Here is a 16,906-nt window from a genome sequence, read left to right as displayed (position 1 = left end):
GGCTCACCTTGTTCCGGACGCCAGGTCGGCTTCGATCGCGGCGACCGCTTCATCGAGCCTGGCGAGTCCGGCCGGCACTTCGAGGCGGCTGACGCCGACCCGTCCGGCGACCTGCGCGCATTGGCTAAGATGCGCGGCGGCAAGATCGCCGGGCAGCGCCTGCCGGCCGAACCGCGTGACATAGGAGAATTTGATGATCGCCGGCAACGCGGCGGCGCCGATCAATGGCGAGATCGCCGCCCGCCCGCCGCGCTCGAGCACATAGATGCGCGATACCGGCACCGCCTCGGCGGCAAATCCGTCATGCAGCCGATGCTGCGCCTTGTCGATCTGCGGATGCACCTGCGGACGCACCTCCGCCTGCTCGAGGCGAATGGCGCCGGCCGCGTCCGCCGAGAGCTTGAGCTGCGGAAATCCGGGCAGGATCATCGGCCGGTCAGGATCGGACAAATCCAGCGCCACGACGTCGTCGGTGAGCAGGCGGTGACCGGCGCGGATCATCGCGCCCGCCGTCGTCGACTTGCCGGCGCCCTTGTCGCCCATGAAGATCACGCTCCTGCCGCCGACGGCAATGGCGCTGGCATGCAGGACGAGCAGCCCGCGCCGATGCAGGGCAAGCGCCATCACCGGCCCGAGCAGCGGAAAGGCGAGCAGCGGGTCGTCGATCCCCGCCGCCGGATCGACATCGATCCGGCTGGCGTCGCTGATCATGAAGGTGCCGACCGCCTCCCAGGAAAGATATTGGCGCGTCGCCTCGAACCGGAACGCCGTGGCGCCCAGCGATGCGCTGTCGGGAAAGTCAACCGGCCTGATAGCGATATCGAGGTCGGGTGTCGCCGGCGCCGTCGGTTCCAGTTCCGGCAAGGTCACTTCCGAGCTGACGATCAGCCCGTAGGCCTTGTAGAAATGGCGGACGCGTCCGCCCGGCGCCGTCGTCTCGGTGGCTGGCTCGGGCCGCGCAAGACCGTGATGGCGTTTCGTTGAATCGCCATCACGGTCTAACTCTTTGTTAGGGCATGATCTTTCTCCGAAAACCGGTTCCCACTTTTCGGGATCATGCTCTAGGGAAGCGATCGGAAGATTCATGCGGGGCCTCCTTGGACTTGCCGCAGCCACAGCGACAGCGAAACCGAGCGCCAGACATGCTGGACGTCGGGCAGCGTCGCCTGCTCGGGCTGGCGCAGCATGCGCTCATAAACCGCGTTCACTTCAGGCAGGTTGACATAGGGCGCGATCCGCTCGCTGTCCGATATCAAAAGCTTGTCCAGAAGCTCGCGGTGGTTGCCGAGCATGCCCTTGACCAGGTTGGCGGTGAAATCGATCTTGTCGCGCCGCCATTGCACCGCCGGCGGCAGAACGCCTTGCATCGCCCGGCGCAGCACATGGCGGCCAAAACCGTCCTTGAGCTTTTCCTCGCCGGGCAGCGCCAGGCAGAATTCGACGAGCGGCTTGTCCCAGAACGGATAGCGCGGCTCGACGCCGAAATTGGCGGCGGCCTTGTCGAGCACTTCGAAGGCGTGCGGCACCAGCCCGGTGGACAGAAGCCAGCGATGCGTCAGCGCTTCGCTGGCGCTCACGGCGGCGGGCATGTAGCCGCTGCGGTGAAAGCGCTCGGCAAGATCGGTGCGCCTGGCAAGGTCCGGATTGACCAGGCCCGCCCAGGCACGCGGTGCCGATGCCGGCCTCTGCCGCACCTTGCCGACAAGGCGTCGGGCCATCGATCGCATCCGGGCGATCCGCCAGGCCGGTCCGTAGATGGTCAGGAACTTGAAATAGAGGGAGAGCATGCCCTCGCCATAGGTGTTCGCCGCGCTGTGCAATTCGCGCCACAACTCGAGCCACCGGCCGGCATTGGCGAGTTCGTGAAGGTGTCCATGGCCCTGCGAGACGACCTCGTCGCCGCCATGTCCATCGAGAAGCACTTTGACGCCTTTTGCGCCCGCTGTCCGGTAAAGGTCGCGCGTCAACGACAGGCCGGGCGCCAGGAACGTGCCCCCCTGCTCCTCCAGGATGCGCTCGAACTCGGCGAAGGGCGCGTAATTGCTCACCGCAATCAGCGTGGCGTCAAGCGGATTGCCGCCGAGCACCGCATCGATGAACGGCTTCTCGTCCATCGGCGAGCCCTTGTCGAAAACCAGCGAGAAGGTCTTGAGCCTCGGGTTGCGCTGCGCGGCCGCCCTGAGGCCCGCGAGACAGGCGATCGAGGAGGAATCGAGCCCGCCGCTCAGCATGGCGCCGACGGCCGGCGTGCCGCGCATCCGGTTCTCCACCGATTGCGCGAAGAGATGCCTGAATTCCTCGGCCGCGTCCGAGCGCGGCGGCCGTTGCGACGGCTCGATCTGCCAGTAGCGCCGCACCACCACCTGGCGGCCTGCGACCGTCATGCCGTGCCGTGCCGGCAGGCGGAAGATCTCGGCGTAGTGCGTGGCCTGCGGATCGTCCGGCAGGCCGGCGAGGAAGCCGGAAATCTGGTGCTCGCTGAGGCGCCTGCCGATGCCGTCCAGCGCAAGGATCGGCCCGATCTCCGAGGCGAACGCGAAGCGCCTGCCGGTCGAGTGATAGTAGAAAGGTTTGACGCCGAAATGGTCGCGCGCGCAAAACAGCGCCTGCCGCTCGCCGTCCCATATGGCGAAGGCGAAATCACCCTGCAGATAGGTCGGGCAGGCCTCGCCCCATTTGAGGTAGGCGCGCATGATGAGCACCGCGTCGGCGATCGACCGGTCGCGCATGCCGAGCCGCGCCAGAAGCTCGTCGCGATTGTCCAGCCGGCAGTCGGCGGTGATGGCGAGCTTGCCGCCGGCCATCGTCAGCGGGCCGGGACCATCCTCGCCGGTCGTGTCGAGCCAGGCGTGGCCGAGCGCCACGCTGCCCTCCGTCCACCACGAGTTGCCGTCGCGGGCGCGGTGGCGCATGCGCGAAAGCATCTGCTGGATATCGCCGGCCCCGGCGGGCCGGTCATTGTCGCTGAGCACGATTCCGGCGACGCCGCTCATCGCTCACGACCCATGGTCGACCAGATGGGCAAATCCTTTGATCGAGCCGCCAAGCACGATGTGGTTGCCGCTCATCAGCCAGGCATGCGCCTTGAGCTCGCTGCCCGTTCCTTTCTCGATGCCGATGCTGATCTTCGAGGCGCTGCCCTGGCGGGCGAGCAGATACTGTCCAGCCAGCGCCTGGGTAAGGCAGCTGGCGCCCGGCACGAGCCGCGCCGCGGCGGCGACGCCCCATGCGACACGCCGCAGGTCGGCGATGCTGGCGTCGCGTCCGGCGTCCAGCCGCGTCACCAGGCTGCGGACACGGTTGTAGGAAGACAGCGTCAGCGCAAGCCGTACCGCGCTCACCACCGTCAGGCAGCGCGCCAGAAACAGCATTTCCTGGCCGCTCAGCGAGCGGAGTCTAGACCAGTTCCTCACTGTAGAGCCTCGCAAGCCCTGCTTCGCTCAGCCCCTTGAGCAAGCCCTCGACATCGGCCTTGCAGCGTTCGGCGTCGACATTGTAGCGCGCAAGCACGGCGCCGCGGATATCGAGGACCGATCGCGGCTCCTGGATCTGCTCCCAGATGAAGGCGCCGACGCCGTTCAGGCTGTAATAGACATTGGATTTCAGGTGGAGCAGCGCCAGTCCGGCGCCGAATTCACAAGCCACCGCCTCGTTGGTCGCGACGACGCGGTCATCGTCCGAAGGGTTCCAGTGCATCCTAAAACCTCGTTGCTGGCCCGCCGCGCCGTCAGACGTTGCCGTGGATCGGTTGCCGACGATCCCCGGCAGGAAGCCGGGGGACAAAAGCCCCCCGGGCTCACCTGTTGGAGAACACCCGGAGCCCCAACTTAGACTCCCGGATGCCTGTAAGCTTTAGGAGAAAGTCAGCTCGCCGATCGGCGTGTGCGCGGGAAAGCTCGCGTCGAGCGCCGTCGTGCCAGCACCGCCCTGCGTGATCGTTTCAATCGAACCATGAACCGTCAGGCTGGGGGTTTCGTACTCATGCTTTTCAACATTCTGTTCCATTTTACTCTCCAATTAAGGACTGGAAGCGGCTGCAGGCTGCCGCCAGCATATCGCTATGCTGCAATGCGATTGCTGCACGGCACCATCCATGAGTCAAGCCTGATTTACCAAGCATTAATCAATTCTTGGTTGCGCTCGCCTTCGTTGGTAATCAAGGTGTAGGCGCCGTCATCCTAGACCTCAGCCGTCCACGAATTCAACCGTAGGTCTTTGCCGTTTAAATAAGCATCTGATTTAATTATGATAATTTGCTAGGCGAGAAATTCATTTCGCAAACGCGAAGAATTTACTGCAAGAAATCGCCATGTTCCGGCTCGCGTTGGCATATCCGGTTTTGTCTTCAAAAGTGATTGAGCGTGCAGCGGTTTTAAACGCTGCGGTTGCAGTCACGAGCCGGCCTCTGCCCGCTTTTGGGCGATCTCGTCAATTTTCCCGATGCTTTTCTTCGCAGGTGCGGTATAAACCGCGCGGGCGGCATTTTGCGGAGAACGACATCGGGCATGGCGATGCAGGATGGCTCCTATGAAAGGCTGCGTGCCGCCGGCTGCGCTGACGAAGTCGCCTATGTGCAGGCCTGCCTGAGGCTGTTTTTCGCGCCAGGCGTCGACATCACGGGCGGCCGGGCCGACATGCCCGCGCCGACAATCTGGTCGGCCCCGGCAATCTCAGCGACCCCAACAATCTTGACAGCCCCAACAATCTCGGCAGCCCCAACAATCTCGGCGGCCAATGTCGCCGACATCGCCAGGTTGAACAAGGTCGCCGTCTTCCTGCTCAAGGCGCTCGCGCATACGCCCGGGAATGCTGCGCCAGCGGAGTTGCCTGCCTGGCTCGACACCTACCGCCGGCGCACCATGTCGATGAATGCCGCCTGCATCGGCGATTCGATGGCCATCGATCGCGTGCTGCGCGAGAGCCGGGTCGATTTCGTCTTCCTCAAGGGGCCGCTGCAGCAGCATCTGCTCTATGGCGACCATTTCATGAAGCCATCCGGCGATGTCGACATACTGGTTTCGCCGACCGGTTTCGCCAGGGCCCGCGATGCGTTGCGCACGATCGGCTATGAGGTTGCCGGCAAGTCGCGCTCGGTCTGGTGGGTGCGCTTCCTCGGCGAGCAGCATATGGTTCGCGAAGACGGCACGAGGGCCTCGACCGTCGACCTCCACCACCGGCTCCAGCAGCCGGGGTCGCCCAGCCCCCGCGACATCGACGGCTTCCTGCGCCGCAAGCGCGAAGTCGCGGTCGCCGGTGCCGCCATGCCGATCATCTCGGCGGCCGACACCTTGCTTTTGTCCGCGATCAGCGTCGCCAAGGCCTTTTTCAACCGCGAGCCCTGCGCCGGCTATGTCTGCGACGTCAGGGCCAGCGCCAGCCGCCTGAGCGAAGCCGAGCAGCGGATGGTTCTCGACCACGCCGCCGAGCAGGGCCTGGCGGACACGCTGCTCTTGGGGTTGCGTGCCGCCGACGTGCTGCTCGGCGCCGCCGGCACGCTGCTTTCGGATCGCGCCGCCCGCATTCTGGCGCGCATCGACAACGCCGATCTCTTCCACATGGTGGTCGCGCCCTGGCTCGCGTCGCTGCGCTGGCCGCAGCGCCGCCATGTGCTGTGGGAGCTCTGCGGCCGCGAGCCGGTCCGTTACCTGGCTGAAGCCGGCTGGGCTGCCTCCGCCGACCTCAGCCGGCGCATCTTCGAGCGCCCGGCCACGATTGAGCCGGCACGGAGCGAAATGGTCAAAATCGTGGGCGGGGCGGCCACTCATGCAAGCGAAAGGTGAGCCCATGCCTGTGACGAGCCCGATGGCGACCTTGGGGGTCTGCGTCATCATCGCCGCCCGCAATGCGGCGCGCACGATCCCCGCCGCCATCGCTTCGGCGCTGCGCGAGAGGGAGGTCGCCGAAGTCGTCGTGGTCGACGACGCTTCCACCGACGACACCCGTGACGTGGCTTTGGCCGCCGACGACGGCAGCGGCCGGCTTGCCGTCGTCCGCCTCGACGTCAATCGCGGTCCTTCCGCCGCGCGCAACGCCGCTATCCAGGCTTCCAAATCGCCTTTCATCAGCATTCTCGACGCCGACGATTTCTTCCTCGAAGGCCGCTTCCGCCGGCTTTTCGCCAGCACCGACTGGGATTTCGCGGCCGACAACATCATGCTGATCCGCGACGATGCCGCGACAGACTTTGCCAAGGTCGCCGCGCCGCCTTTCGCGGCCGATCCGGAATTTCTCGATTTCGAGCGCTTCATCGACGGCAACATCTCGCGCCGCCGCGTCCTGCGCGGCGAACTCGGTTTCCTGAAGCCGGTAATCAGCAGGGCTTTTCTCGAACGGCATGGGCTGGCTTACGATGAAAGCTTGCGTCTTGGTGAAGACTACGAGCTCTATGCGCGCGCTGTCGCCCGCGGGGCGCGCTTCAAGGTCATCAAGTCCTGCGGCTATGGCGCGATCGTCCGCGCCGATTCGCTGAGTGGGCGCCATCGAACGCAGGATTTGAAGCGTCTTGCCGATGCCGACCTGGCGCTGCTGGCGCTCGACAACCTTCCGGAGCGCTCGAAGGCCGCCTTGCGGCGCCACGAGCGCCATGTCCGCGACAAATACCGGTTGCGCAATTTCCTCGACGTCAAAGCCGAGCGTGGGCTGGCGTCGGCCGCGGCTTATGCCTTCGCCAGCCAGTCGAATCTGATCCCGATCGTGCGGGGCGTCGCCACCGACAAACTCGACGCGCTGCTCCGCCACGCCGGGATTGCTGCAAAGCAACAAATACCGCCGACGCGCTTCCTGATGGCGGCGACGAGCGCCGCGAACGAATGATCCCGCATCACGCCGCAAGCCGTCATCCCTCAAAAAATCCGCATTCGCAAAACTATGATATTGCCTAGTCGCCGCGGTAGTGGCAGTCTATGCTGCAATGCAGCAATTTCGAAAGGCCGACAGGATGGCTTCGATTTTTGGCTTCAGATCCCGGGATCCGGCTCGCGACCGCCAGACCGATCTCCAGCGTTTCGACCGGCTCGCGAAGCTGTTCGACCAGATCGCTGCCGAGATCGAGGCGGAGAAGACCGGGCTGGAGAATCGCTACAGGTCGACGGCCGCCAACGCGGCCTTTCTGGTCGAGGCGATGGAGAATGGTTCGGCGTCGACCAGCAAGGGCTCGGATGTCAGCGCGATGACGAATTCGATCCTGAACTGCGAGCGGCGCATTGCGGAGCTCGTTCGCCAAAAAGGCCTGATGAAGGAACTGCGTCATTCGCTCGACGCGATCGTCGAGGATGGTGCCGATCGGTCTGCACCGCAGTCCGCAGCAAGAGGCTGACGGCGCCTTCGGGTGTCGTCATCGGTACGAGACATTAGAGGAGTTCAAGAGGGCGAAGGATCGGAAGCGGCTCGCTCGCGCGGGCCAAGGAAGACTTTGGGTTGGGCGGACAACACAAGGTGAGTTTGTTATGAACGCAGATCCCAGCAACACCTCCACCATGGCGGTGTGCGACAAGTCGCATACGCCCGGGAATGGATTAAACAGCCTGCGGCTCGGCGTGGTCGGCGCCTTGTTCGCCATCGCAGCGACCCTTGCGGCGAGTCCGCATCCGGCGCACGCGCAAGGGACGCAACAGGAGCTGCAAAGCGCGCCGTCCTTCGTCGATAATTTCTCGAATTTCGACCGGTCCCGCTGGTTCGTCTCGGACGGCTGGACCAATGGCGCCCATCAGAATTGCACCTGGTCGAAGGATCTCGTGCGGCTTTCCGATGGCGTGCTGTCGCTGGGCTTCGAAAAGCGCAAGCTGAAGGACCGCGATTTCGCCTGCGCCGAGATCCAGACCAAGCAGCGCTACGGCTACGGTGTCTACGAGGCGCGCATGAAGACCGGCACCGGCTCAGGCCTCAACGCCGCCTTCTTCTCCTATATCGGTCCGCAGGACAAACAGCCCTGGGACGAGATCGACTTCGAGGTCCTCACCAAGGATCCGTCGAAGGTGCAGGTCAACAGCTACATCCAGGGCAAGCCGAAGAACGGCAAGCTGGTCGACGTCGAAGGCGGCGCCGACAAGGGCTTCAACGACTACGGCTTCGTTTGGGAGAAGGACCGGCTGCGCTGGTATGTCAACGGCAAGCTTGTCCATGAAGTGACCAATCCCGACGAGTTGCCGACGCATTCGCAGAAAATCTTCTTCAGCCTCTGGGGCAGCGACAAGCTGACCAACTGGATGGGCGCCTTCGTCGATCCCGGCAGCAAGGTGATCCTGGAGGTCAAGCGCGTCGCTTTCACCGCTTTGGGCCAACCATGCCAGTTTCCGGAATCGCTGGCATGCAGCATAAGTAACAGCAACTAGGCATGATCCCGAAAAGTGGGAACCGGTTTTCGGATTAAGATCATGCCGAACCAACTAGGCCGTTGGGCCTGAGGGACATCTGAACCGGCCGGACCACCTTTTGTGGCCCGGCCTTTGACAGGAATAGAACCAAATGAATTTGACGGTGTTTGGGATTGGCTATGTCGGTCTCGTCCAGGCCGCTGTGCTTGCCGAGGTCGGTCACGAGGTGGTGTGCGTCGACATCGACGAGAAGAAGGTGGAGCGGCTCAACCAGGGCCTGATCCCGATTTTCGAACCGGGCCTGGAGGCCCTCGTCAAGGAAAACCACGCGGCCGGCCGCATCCGCTTCACCACGGACGCGGCAGCAGCGGTCAGGCATGGCCAGATCCAGATGATCGCGGTCGGCACGCCGCCGGGCGAGGATGGCTCGGCCGATCTGAAATATGTGCTCGCCGTCGCCGAAACCATCGGCCGTGAGATGGACAGCGCCAAGATCGTCGTCGGCAAATCGACCGTGCCGGTCGGCACCTGCGAAAAGGTGAAGGCCAGAATCGCCGAAACGCTGAAGAAACGCGGTCGCGAGGATCTCGGCTTCGATGTCGCCTCGAACCCCGAATTCCTCAAGGAGGGCTCGGCGGTCGCCGACTGCATGAAGCCGGACCGCATCATCGTCGGCACCTCCAGCGAGGACACCGAGATGGTGATGCGCGAGCTCTACGCGCCCTTCAACCGCAACCACGAGAAGATGATCGTGATGGACGTGCGCAGCGCCGAATTCACCAAATACGCCGCCAACTGCATGCTGGCGACCAAGATCAGCTTCATGAACGAGATGGCCAATCTCGCCGAGCAGCTGGGCGCCGACATCGAGGAGGTGCGCAAGGGCATCGGCTCGGATCCGCGCATCGGCTACCACTTCATCTATCCCGGCCTCGGCTATGGCGGCTCCTGCTTCCCGAAGGACGTGCGCGCGCTTATCAAGACCGCCGAGGGCGTCAAGTTCGACGCCAAGCTGCTGCGCGCCGTCGAGGAGCGCAACAATGCGCAAAAGTCGGTCCTGTTCGACAAGGTCAACCACTATTTCAAGGGCGCGCTCAGGGGCAAGACATTCGCCGTCTGGGGGCTGGCCTTCAAGCCCAACACGGACGACATGCGCGAGGCGCCGTCGCGCACGCTGATGGAAGCGCTGTGGGCGGCCGGCGCCAAGGTCCAGGCCTACGATCCCGAGGCGATGCAGGAATGCCAGGCGATCTACGGCCTGCGCGACGACCTGCTGTTGTGCGGCACCAAGGAGGCGGCGCTGCGCGGCGCCGACGCGCTGTTGATCTGCACCGAATGGAAGAGCTTCCGCGCGCCGTCCTTCGACGCGCTCAAGGATGCGCTGACGACGCCGGTCATCTTCGACGGCCGCAACCTCTACGATCCCAAGGTGATCGCGCGCTACGGCATCGAATATTTCTCGATCGGCAGGATGGCGGCATGACGATGGCCGCTTGCCTCGAGGACGATCGCCGCCGCGGACGACAACGGCGCCGACAATGACCATGCGCGTAGAGCAGGAGGGTTCGATCTGATGGTGCTCGACGTTCGGCCCGAACAAATCGCCAGCGAGCATTTCGATCTCGTCGTCATCGGATCCGGCTTCGGGTCGTCCTTCTTCCTGCACGAATTCCTGAAGCGGCGCAAAGCCCGCGTCCTGGTGCTGGAATGGGGCCGCCACAACACGCATGAGTGGCAGCTCAGCCAGAACGCCAACACCGACATAGACGATGAAACCACCTACGATACTGACAATCCCGACAAGCCGTGGAACTACACGATCGGTCTTGGGGGCGGCACCAATTGCTGGTTCGCGCAGACGCCGCGTTTCCATCCCAACGACTTCAAGCTGAAGAGCACTTACGGCGTCGGCAATGACTGGCCGATCAGCTATGACGACCTCGAACCGTTCTATGGCGATGCCGAGGAGGTCATGTCGATCTCCGGCGATCCCGACATGGCGCGGATGCTGCCGCGCTCGCGGTCGTTTCCGCAGCCGCCGCATCGCATGTCGACACCCGACCGCATGATGAAGGCGGCGCAGCCGGATCAGCATTTCGTCATGCCGACCGCCCGGGCGCGCGTGGCGACCTCGCAACGCGCCTCATGCTGCGCCAATCTCAGATGCTGGCTGTGTCCGGCGGACGCCAAGTTCACCGTCAACAACGGACTGATGCATGTGTTCCAGCATCCGGACGTCTCGGTCTGTCTCGGCGCCGAGGTGCGCCGGTTCGATCATGCCGGCGGTGCGGTCCGCTCCGTCACCTTCGTCCACAAGGGCAAGGAATATTCGGTCGGCGGCGATCTCTTCATCCTCGGCGCCAATGCCATACAGAGCCCCGCGATCATGCTGCGCTCCGGACTTGGCGGCGAGTTCGTCGGCTTGGGCTTGCACGAATCCTATGGCTGGAATTACGAAGCCTATCTCGGCGGCGTCGACAATTTCGACGGCTCGACCATCACCACCGGCCTCAATTTCGGCCTCTATGACGGGCCGCACCGGGCCGAGCATGCGGCGGCGCTCGTCTATTTCGAGAACCGCTGGCAGCACGGCATGCGCGCCGAGAAGGGAAGGCTGCGGCAGGTGCTGCCGCTGGTCATCGTCACCGAGAACCTGCTCGATCCGGAAAACCGCGTCGTGCTCGACAAGGACCAGAACGCCTTCGTGACCTTCAGGGGCGCGTCGGACTACGCCACCAAGGGCATGGCGAAAGCGCTGGAAAGGTTGCCGGAACTGCTCAAGCCGCTGCCGGTCGAACAGATTTTCGATCGCGGCATAAGGCCGACCGAATCGCATGTGCAGGGCACGTTGCGCATGGGCACGGGCCCGGTCGATTCCGTGGTCGACCGCGACATGATCCATCACCAGCTCAGGAACCTCGTGGTCGTCGGCACCAGCACCTATCCGAGCTGTTCCTGCGCCAATCCAAGCCTGACCGCGGCTGCCCTGTCCTTGCGGGCGGCGGGTAAGCTGGCGGCATGAGGGAGGGGTCGATGAAGATCACGCGCCGCACCGCACTGGCCATCGTCGCCGGCGGCATTGCCTCCACCGGCATCGCGGCCGCTGCCATCTCGTCCTTATCGGACGAGGATCTGGTTCGCGTCACGCTCGAAAAATATTTCGGGCCGCTCAACATGCGCATCGAGCACCTGCAGCAATTCGTGCTCGAATTCCAGAACCGCAACCCCTGGATATTCCCGAGTGCCAAGGTGGCCGATGTGGTGACGCTGGCGGAAACGGTGAAGCTCGGCAAGGCGCGCGAGCTGTTGCCTCAGGACAAGCGGCGCGACCTCCGCCATTTCGACCGCTGGGTCATCGCCGAGTTCCACATGCTGACCGATTATGCCTGGCGCAGCTCGCCCGACGATCCGATCCGCTTCACCGGCTGGCATCCATGCACCAATCCCTTCGCCAAACTCGATCTGCAGAATGCGTAAGACAGGCGGAACAGAAGACAGTATGAGGTCACCAATGGCTGCACCGCGGAAACCGACGGTCACCGTCATCGTTCCTACCTTCAACCGGGAAAAGTTCCTGCCCGAATCCATCGCCAGCCTGCTGCGGCAGACCGTGGCGCCGGATCAGATCCTGATCGTGGACGACGGCTCGACGGATAACACCAGCGCGGTGGCGGCCTCTTTCCCCGCGCCGGTGGAATATTACCGCAAGGAGAATGGCGGCAAATCGACGGCGCTGAATTTCGCCCTGAAGCACTGCACGGGAGATTTCGTCTGGATATTCGACGACGACGACGTCGCGCACGAGACGGCGCTCGAGCGGTTTCTCGCCGCCTTTGAGGGGGAGCCGGCCGCCGATTTCGCTTTCGGTGAATATGCGCGTTTCCAGCAGTCGGCTCAGATCCAAGAGCAGAATTACGAGATCGTCGCGTTCGGCCACGTCAGCCAGGACAATTTCTTTCCGTCCCACCTCGAATATTGCCACGTCCACCAGCCGGGTCTGCTGGTGCGCCGCAAATGCTACGACGAGGTTGGAGGCTTCAATGAAACCCTTGTCCGGTCGCAGGACTACGAGATGATGCTGAGGCTTGCGCGCCGGTTCAAGGGCGTCAGGGTCGACGGCCTCATGTTCTTCCAGCGCCAGCACGACATGGTCCGCGGCAGCACCAAGGTGGTGATTTCCTATACCGACCGGATCAAGGCCTGGGGCTCGTACGACCGGGTCATCATGGAAGAAGTCTACAAGTCGGTCGATCTGCATGAGTATCTCGACCGCTCGGAGCAGGCCTTGCCGAAGACGGCCGATCTCGAGATGCAGGCATTGCTGCAGCGTTCGAGCATCATGGCCAGGAAGGGTCTATGGCACCACGCGGCCGAAGACATCCGCCGCTACGCCCTGCTTGCCGAACGAGCCGGAAAGACCTCGCTCAGCGACAAGGAACGCGCCATCGTGCGGCGTACATTCGAAGCCTACGATACGGGCCTGGCATCCGCCCCCGCCGACGAATTCGTCTCGGCGGTGAAGGCATGGAAGTCGGGAGCGCTGAAGGCCGACATCGTCAGGGAATACATGCATTCGTTTCCTCACTACCTGGCGCAGGACTTGAAGGCGGGAAAGGTGATCCCGGCATCGAAGTTGTTGCGGGAGTACTCGACGCTGTCGCTTTCCGCCTCGGTCAGCCGCCTGTGTCAGGCAATGACTTCGAAGCTTCCATTGGCGCGCGGCGCAGGCTGATAAGCGCGCATGCTCATCCGCCGGGCCGGATAGGAGTCGAATGATGAAAGTGCTTTTTGCGAGCGGCAACGGATACATTCCCGAGTTCACCGGCGGCGTGCAATCCAACACCCACCATCTGGTCGAACAACTGATCGAGCACGGCCACCAGGCCTCGGTCCTCGCCTCGCTGTTCGGCGACGGCATGTTCGGCCTCAAGGCGCGCGCCAAGATGAAGCTGTTGCGGCAGCCCGCGGTTGTCGACAATTTCCCCGGCTATCCGGTGATGCGCGCCTGGTACCCCTGGGAGGCGGCCGGCTTCGCCGTCGGGAAAACCAGACCCGATGTCGCCGTCGTGCAGTGCCACAAGTCGGTCCTGCTCGGAAAGGCGCTTCTGGCGGAGGGAGTGCCGCTGGTCATCTATCTCCACAATGTCGAGTTTCACGAACTCGCCGGCGATCCGCGCGAACTCGGTTCGGCTATATACATCGCAAATTCGGAATTCACGGCGCGCACCTACAAGGAAAAATTCGGCATCGAGTCCATCGTTCTTCCGCCGACCATCAACGACGCGCTCTATTGCACGCACACGACCGGCGAATTCGTCACCATGATCAATCCCTATGAGGAAAAGGGTTTCGATCTGGCGGTCAAGATTGCGGCCGCCCGTCCGGAGATTCCCTTCCTGTTCGTGGAAAGCTGGAAGCTGGACGACGACCACCGCGCCCGCGTCGAGAAGACCATCGCGCCGTTTTCGAACATCAAGCTCGAAAACCGCACCAACGACATGAAGACGGTTTATGGCCGCACCAGGATCCTGCTTGCCCCGAGCAAATGGGAGGAAGCCTGGGGCCGCGTCGCATCCGAGGCGCATTGCAGCGGCATCCCGGTCGTCGGATCGAAGCGTGGCGGCCTGCCCGAAGCCATCGGGCCCGGCGGCGTGTTGCTCGACTACGATGCTCCGGTCGCTGACTGGGCCACGGCGGTCCGGCGCCTGTGGAACGACCGCCCGGAATACGAACGGCTTTCGGCCGCGGCTATCGCCTTCTCCAAACGCCCGGAGCTCGACCCCGCGCGGCAATTGGTTGTGTTTCTCGATCTTCTCGAAAGGGCGGCCCGGCAGGGCGTCCGCCGCGCCGCCTAATTTCTTATGCCGGGCGCTTCACCCGGTTCTTCAGCGCCTGGTAGCCGCGCTCGCCGAGCAGCGCGCGCGCCGTCGCCTTGACGGCCTGCTTTCGCCCGTCGAGTGAATTGATTTGTCTCAGCCGCGCCGGCAGGTTGCGCGCCGCCTGCTGCAGCGCCGGCAGCGACATCGGATCCGGCAGGCTCACCATGTTGGTTTCGACGCACAGCACCGGCTTGCCGGAGAGCTTCGCGATCCTCTGCGCCTGCTCGTGCTCGCTCTCGATGAACAGGATGGCGTCCGACTTGCGGTAGAACTCGGCCTTGAAGCTGCCATGCGTGCCGAGCCGCTGCCGCTCGGCCTTGTTCGGCAGATCGAGCATGATGAGATGATCGTATTTGATGTCGCGGCTGGCGAGCCATGCCTCGGTCAGCTTGCGGTATTTTTCCAGCCGGCTCGTCACCAGCCAGCCGATCTTGCGGGTCGGCCCGAGCAGCGGCCGCGCCTCGGCCAGGAACTTCTCGTAGGCCGGGCCGTCGTCGTTTTCGTCCTCGGTCGGATCGAGGCAAAGCACGCCGTCGATGTCGACGCAACATTGCTCGAGGAAGACATGGTGCATGAAATTCCACTGGAACATCCTGGGATGCGGCACGGCCTCGAAGACCATGTCGGTTTCCTCGTGCTGCAGCGACAGGCCGAACACGGCGGCGAAGATGAAATCGCCCTCGATGCCGCTGGCCGCGACCTTTTCGCGCGCATCGCGCATGGCGGTGCCGCCGATGATGCTGTCGTCGATCACCAGGATCTTGCGCATCTCGGAAGCCTGCCGGTCGAGGCCCGCCCAGCGTTTCGTGATCCCGGACGTATAGATCCTGCCGGCCAGGAAACTGTCGAGATCGGTCATTGGGATGTTCGCGATCAGGCTGACCATGGTGCCGGCGAGGATGCCGCTCCTCGGCACGCCGACAACCAGGTCGATGTCGCGCGGCAGCCGGTGCAGGTTGCGCACGATCGCGTCGTTCATGTCTGAAATCGATCGGTAGTTCATGCGGTTATCCCTGTCCTGAAATCAGCATTTCGCGAGCAGGCCGGGCTCATTTGGCCCCGCTCGGGGCTGCGAGGACCCCTCGTGCCGGGATCAGCCGCAAGGCCTCGCGAAGTGCTTCGCGGCCGGCGCTGAAGGCAAGTGCGACCACAATGGTGGCGAGATAGGAGAGCGCCGCGCCGGCGGCCAGCGCAACGACGGGCGGCGCCTGCAGCATGGGTTTGGCGAGCCAGACCAGGCCGAACGCCAGATGCGCGCCAAGCACGAAAGGCAATGCCGCGTGAAGCACATGGCTGGCCTTCAGCGGTCCGTGCCTGCCGACATAGAGCCACAGGAAGGGCGTGCGCATATATTCGCTGATTGCGTAGGCGACCGCGACGCCCAGCGCCCCGTAGGGCAGGCCGATGGCGAAAGCCAGCACCGAGGTCACGGCGGTGACGATGCCCCAGCGCATGAAGTCACCCGAGCGGCCCTGGCTTACGAACAGCCATCCCGCGGGGTTGTTGAGCGGCTGCAGCAATCCGGCAAAGCCCAGCGCCAGGAAGATCGGCGCGCTCCCCCGCCACTGCTCGCCGAGCACGAAGGGAATGAGCGTGTCCGACATGGCGGTGGCGAAGGCGACACCCGGAAGCGCGACCAGAAGGATAAGCGGCATGACGCGCAGATAGGCGCTGCGGTAGCGGTCCGGCTCGTCCTTCAATCGCGACAATGCCGGCACCATCACCTTCGACAGCGGGTTGGTGATCTGGCTGAGCGGGAAGAGCAAGAGCTTGTAGGCGCGGTCGTAAAGGCCGAGCTGTGCCTCGCCCCAGTATTTGCCGATCAGCACATTGTCGAGGTTGCGGGCGAAGAAATTGGCGAAGTTGAAGCCGGTGATGCCGGCGCCGAAATTGATCAGCGCGCCGATGCCTTCGACCTTGCGCGGCAGGCCGGGACGCCAGCGCGAAAAATACCAGTAGCACAAGGTCGGCAGCACCGCGCTCGCCAGCGTGCCGGCGAACAGCGCCCAATAGGAGCGATCGATGAAGGTCCAGGCGATCGAGACGACGACACCGACGATGGCGCTGGCGATGTCGATGATGGCCAGCCGCGTGAACTCCATGCGGCGCGTCAACAGCGCCACATGCTGGGCTCCCAGGCCATAGGCTATGATCTGCAGGCCGAAGGCGGCAACGAGGCCTGTCACGCGCGGCTCGCCATAGAAGGCGGCGACCAGCGGCGCCGAGGCCGCAAGCACGCAGGCCAGCAGCACGCTCACCGCCACGTTGATCCAGAACAGGTAGTTGACCTCATCGTGACGGATACCGCTCTTCTGGATCGTCGCCTGGGTCAGGCCGAAATCCTGGAACAGCGCGATGAAGGCAAGCACCGGCGCGCACATCGCCACGACGCCGAAATCCTGCGGCGACAACAAGCGCGACAGCACGATGACGGAAATGATCTGCGTCGCCACCCGCACGCCTTGCGCGATCGCGGTGACGACCGCGCCGCGTCCGACCGATTTGCGCAGAGAGCCCTCAGGCGGATCGAATGCACTGGTTTCCAAATTCAGGATCCCTGATCTTGCATCGGTCCGACATCGTCGCGACCGGCGCCCGCCGCCATGCATAAGCTACCGCAAGATGTTTTTGCAGTGCAACAAAAAATCTGCGGGCGCTTGCTACGCCGCACCAAAATTGTTGCGATGCAGCAAAAGCTGTACTAGCATCCCCGAT

The 16,906-nt window shown here is 63.7% G+C and carries 16 protein-coding genes; 9 read left to right on the top strand and 7 right to left on the bottom strand.

What is annotated here, in order from left to right:
- Nucleotides 1–3: 3 nt before the first annotated feature.
- The 5 genes from FJ418_RS14685 to FJ418_RS14665 form a co-directional block, all read right to left on the bottom strand.
- Entirely contained in the window at nt 4–1,086 is a 1,083-nt protein-coding gene (locus FJ418_RS14685; RefSeq protein WP_246683050.1) for a serine kinase, read from the bottom strand.
- Entirely contained in the window at nt 1,083–2,993 is a 1,911-nt protein-coding gene (locus FJ418_RS14680; RefSeq protein WP_140866593.1) for a lasso peptide isopeptide bond-forming cyclase, read from the bottom strand. Before FJ418_RS14680 ends, FJ418_RS14685 begins: the two co-directional genes overlap by 4 nt.
- Before the next feature lie 3 nt (nt 2,994–2,996).
- A complete protein-coding gene (locus FJ418_RS14675) occupies nt 2,997–3,413 on the bottom strand; it encodes a lasso peptide biosynthesis B2 protein (RefSeq protein WP_246672384.1) in 417 nt (138 codons plus the stop codon).
- Nucleotides 3,397–3,696 (bottom strand): PqqD family protein, encoded by a 300-nt coding sequence (locus FJ418_RS14670; RefSeq protein WP_140866590.1) that lies wholly within the window; start codon nt 3,694–3,696, stop codon nt 3,397–3,399. Before FJ418_RS14670 ends, FJ418_RS14675 begins: the two co-directional genes overlap by 17 nt.
- Before the next feature lie 156 nt (nt 3,697–3,852).
- Entirely contained in the window at nt 3,853–4,005 is a 153-nt protein-coding gene (locus tag FJ418_RS14665; RefSeq protein WP_127229803.1) for a lasso RiPP family leader peptide-containing protein, read from the bottom strand.
- Between the two features lie 500 nt (nt 4,006–4,505).
- Between FJ418_RS14665 and FJ418_RS14660 the strand changes: the two genes are divergently transcribed.
- From FJ418_RS14660 to FJ418_RS14620, 9 genes are all read left to right on the top strand, one after another.
- On the top strand, nt 4,506–5,780 hold the full coding sequence (locus FJ418_RS14660; protein ID WP_140866587.1) for a nucleotidyltransferase family protein: 1,275 nt from the start codon (nt 4,506–4,508) through the stop codon (nt 5,778–5,780).
- A gap of 4 nt (nt 5,781–5,784) precedes the next feature.
- Entirely contained in the window at nt 5,785–6,813 is a 1,029-nt protein-coding gene (locus FJ418_RS14655) for a glycosyltransferase family 2 protein (protein ID WP_281407568.1), read from the top strand.
- A gap of 124 nt (nt 6,814–6,937) precedes the next feature.
- Nucleotides 6,938–7,315, top strand: a complete 378-nt coding sequence (locus FJ418_RS14650) for a hypothetical protein (protein WP_140866584.1) — start codon at nt 6,938–6,940, stop codon at nt 7,313–7,315.
- Between the two features lie 130 nt (nt 7,316–7,445).
- Entirely contained in the window at nt 7,446–8,330 is an 885-nt protein-coding gene (locus FJ418_RS14645) for a family 16 glycosylhydrolase (RefSeq protein ID WP_140866581.1), read from the top strand.
- 133 nt (nt 8,331–8,463) lie between these two features.
- Nucleotides 8,464–9,795, top strand: coding sequence for a UDP-glucose/GDP-mannose dehydrogenase family protein (locus FJ418_RS14640; protein WP_140644808.1), 1,332 nt, complete (start codon nt 8,464–8,466; stop codon nt 9,793–9,795).
- Nucleotides 9,796–9,885: 90 nt separating this feature from the next.
- Nucleotides 9,886–11,334 carry a GMC family oxidoreductase gene (locus FJ418_RS14635; protein ID WP_140866578.1) on the top strand — a complete coding sequence of 483 codons (1,449 nt, stop codon included), beginning with the start codon at nt 9,886–9,888 and terminating at the stop codon, nt 11,332–11,334.
- 11 nt (nt 11,335–11,345) lie between these two features.
- Nucleotides 11,346–11,789 carry a hypothetical protein gene (locus FJ418_RS14630; protein WP_140866574.1) on the top strand — a complete coding sequence of 148 codons (444 nt, stop codon included), beginning with the start codon at nt 11,346–11,348 and terminating at the stop codon, nt 11,787–11,789.
- A gap of 34 nt (nt 11,790–11,823) precedes the next feature.
- Complete coding sequence (locus FJ418_RS14625) at nt 11,824–13,044, top strand: glycosyltransferase family A protein (protein ID WP_181166943.1); 1,221 nt, start codon at nt 11,824–11,826, stop codon at nt 13,042–13,044.
- Between the two features lie 43 nt (nt 13,045–13,087).
- Nucleotides 13,088–14,167 (top strand): glycosyltransferase, encoded by a 1,080-nt coding sequence (locus FJ418_RS14620; RefSeq protein ID WP_140866569.1) that lies wholly within the window; start codon nt 13,088–13,090, stop codon nt 14,165–14,167.
- 4 nt (nt 14,168–14,171) lie between these two features.
- Here FJ418_RS14620 and FJ418_RS14615 read toward each other — a convergent pair whose 3' ends face one another.
- Together FJ418_RS14615 and FJ418_RS14610 are read right to left on the bottom strand one after the other, a co-directional pair.
- Nucleotides 14,172–15,194, bottom strand: coding sequence for a phosphoribosyltransferase (locus FJ418_RS14615; RefSeq protein ID WP_140866567.1), 1,023 nt, complete (start codon nt 15,192–15,194; stop codon nt 14,172–14,174).
- A gap of 46 nt (nt 15,195–15,240) precedes the next feature.
- Complete coding sequence (locus FJ418_RS14610; RefSeq protein ID WP_140866564.1) at nt 15,241–16,737, bottom strand: lipopolysaccharide biosynthesis protein; 1,497 nt, start codon at nt 16,735–16,737, stop codon at nt 15,241–15,243.
- Nucleotides 16,738–16,906 lie beyond the last annotated feature (169 nt).

The sequence above is a fragment of the Mesorhizobium sp. B2-8-3 genome (assembly GCF_006440815.1).
In the GTDB taxonomy this organism is placed as follows: domain Bacteria; phylum Pseudomonadota; class Alphaproteobacteria; order Rhizobiales; family Rhizobiaceae; genus Mesorhizobium.
This window is presented reverse-complemented; position numbering and strand designations above follow the sequence as displayed.

What these genes read in the sequence shown, in the direction of transcription:
- FJ418_RS14670 (WP_140866590.1), bottom strand. Translation starts at nt 3,696, where the DNA reads ATGCACTGGAACCCTTCGGACGATGACCGCGTCGTCGCGACCAACGAG.
- FJ418_RS14650 (WP_140866584.1), top strand. Translation starts at nt 6,938, where the DNA reads ATGGCTTCGATTTTTGGCTTCAGATCCCGGGATCCGGCTCGCGACCGC.
- FJ418_RS14680 (WP_140866593.1), bottom strand. Translation starts at nt 2,993, where the DNA reads ATGAGCGGCGTCGCCGGAATCGTGCTCAGCGACAATGACCGGCCCGCC.
- FJ418_RS14625 (WP_181166943.1), top strand. Translation starts at nt 11,824, where the DNA reads ATGGCTGCACCGCGGAAACCGACGGTCACCGTCATCGTTCCTACCTTC.
- FJ418_RS14685 (WP_246683050.1), bottom strand. Translation starts at nt 1,086, where the DNA reads ATGAATCTTCCGATCGCTTCCCTAGAGCATGATCCCGAAAAGTGGGAA.
- FJ418_RS14645 (WP_140866581.1), top strand. Translation starts at nt 7,446, where the DNA reads ATGAACGCAGATCCCAGCAACACCTCCACCATGGCGGTGTGCGACAAG.
- FJ418_RS14665 (WP_127229803.1), bottom strand. Translation starts at nt 4,005, where the DNA reads ATGGAACAGAATGTTGAAAAGCATGAGTACGAAACCCCCAGCCTGACG.
- FJ418_RS14635 (WP_140866578.1), top strand. Translation starts at nt 9,886, where the DNA reads ATGGTGCTCGACGTTCGGCCCGAACAAATCGCCAGCGAGCATTTCGAT.
- FJ418_RS14620 (WP_140866569.1), top strand. Translation starts at nt 13,088, where the DNA reads ATGAAAGTGCTTTTTGCGAGCGGCAACGGATACATTCCCGAGTTCACC.
- FJ418_RS14660 (WP_140866587.1), top strand. Translation starts at nt 4,506, where the DNA reads ATGGCGATGCAGGATGGCTCCTATGAAAGGCTGCGTGCCGCCGGCTGC.
- FJ418_RS14630 (WP_140866574.1), top strand. Translation starts at nt 11,346, where the DNA reads ATGAAGATCACGCGCCGCACCGCACTGGCCATCGTCGCCGGCGGCATT.
- FJ418_RS14655 (WP_281407568.1), top strand. Translation starts at nt 5,785, where the DNA reads ATGCCTGTGACGAGCCCGATGGCGACCTTGGGGGTCTGCGTCATCATC.
- FJ418_RS14640 (WP_140644808.1), top strand. Translation starts at nt 8,464, where the DNA reads ATGAATTTGACGGTGTTTGGGATTGGCTATGTCGGTCTCGTCCAGGCC.
- FJ418_RS14615 (WP_140866567.1), bottom strand. Translation starts at nt 15,194, where the DNA reads ATGAACTACCGATCGATTTCAGACATGAACGACGCGATCGTGCGCAAC.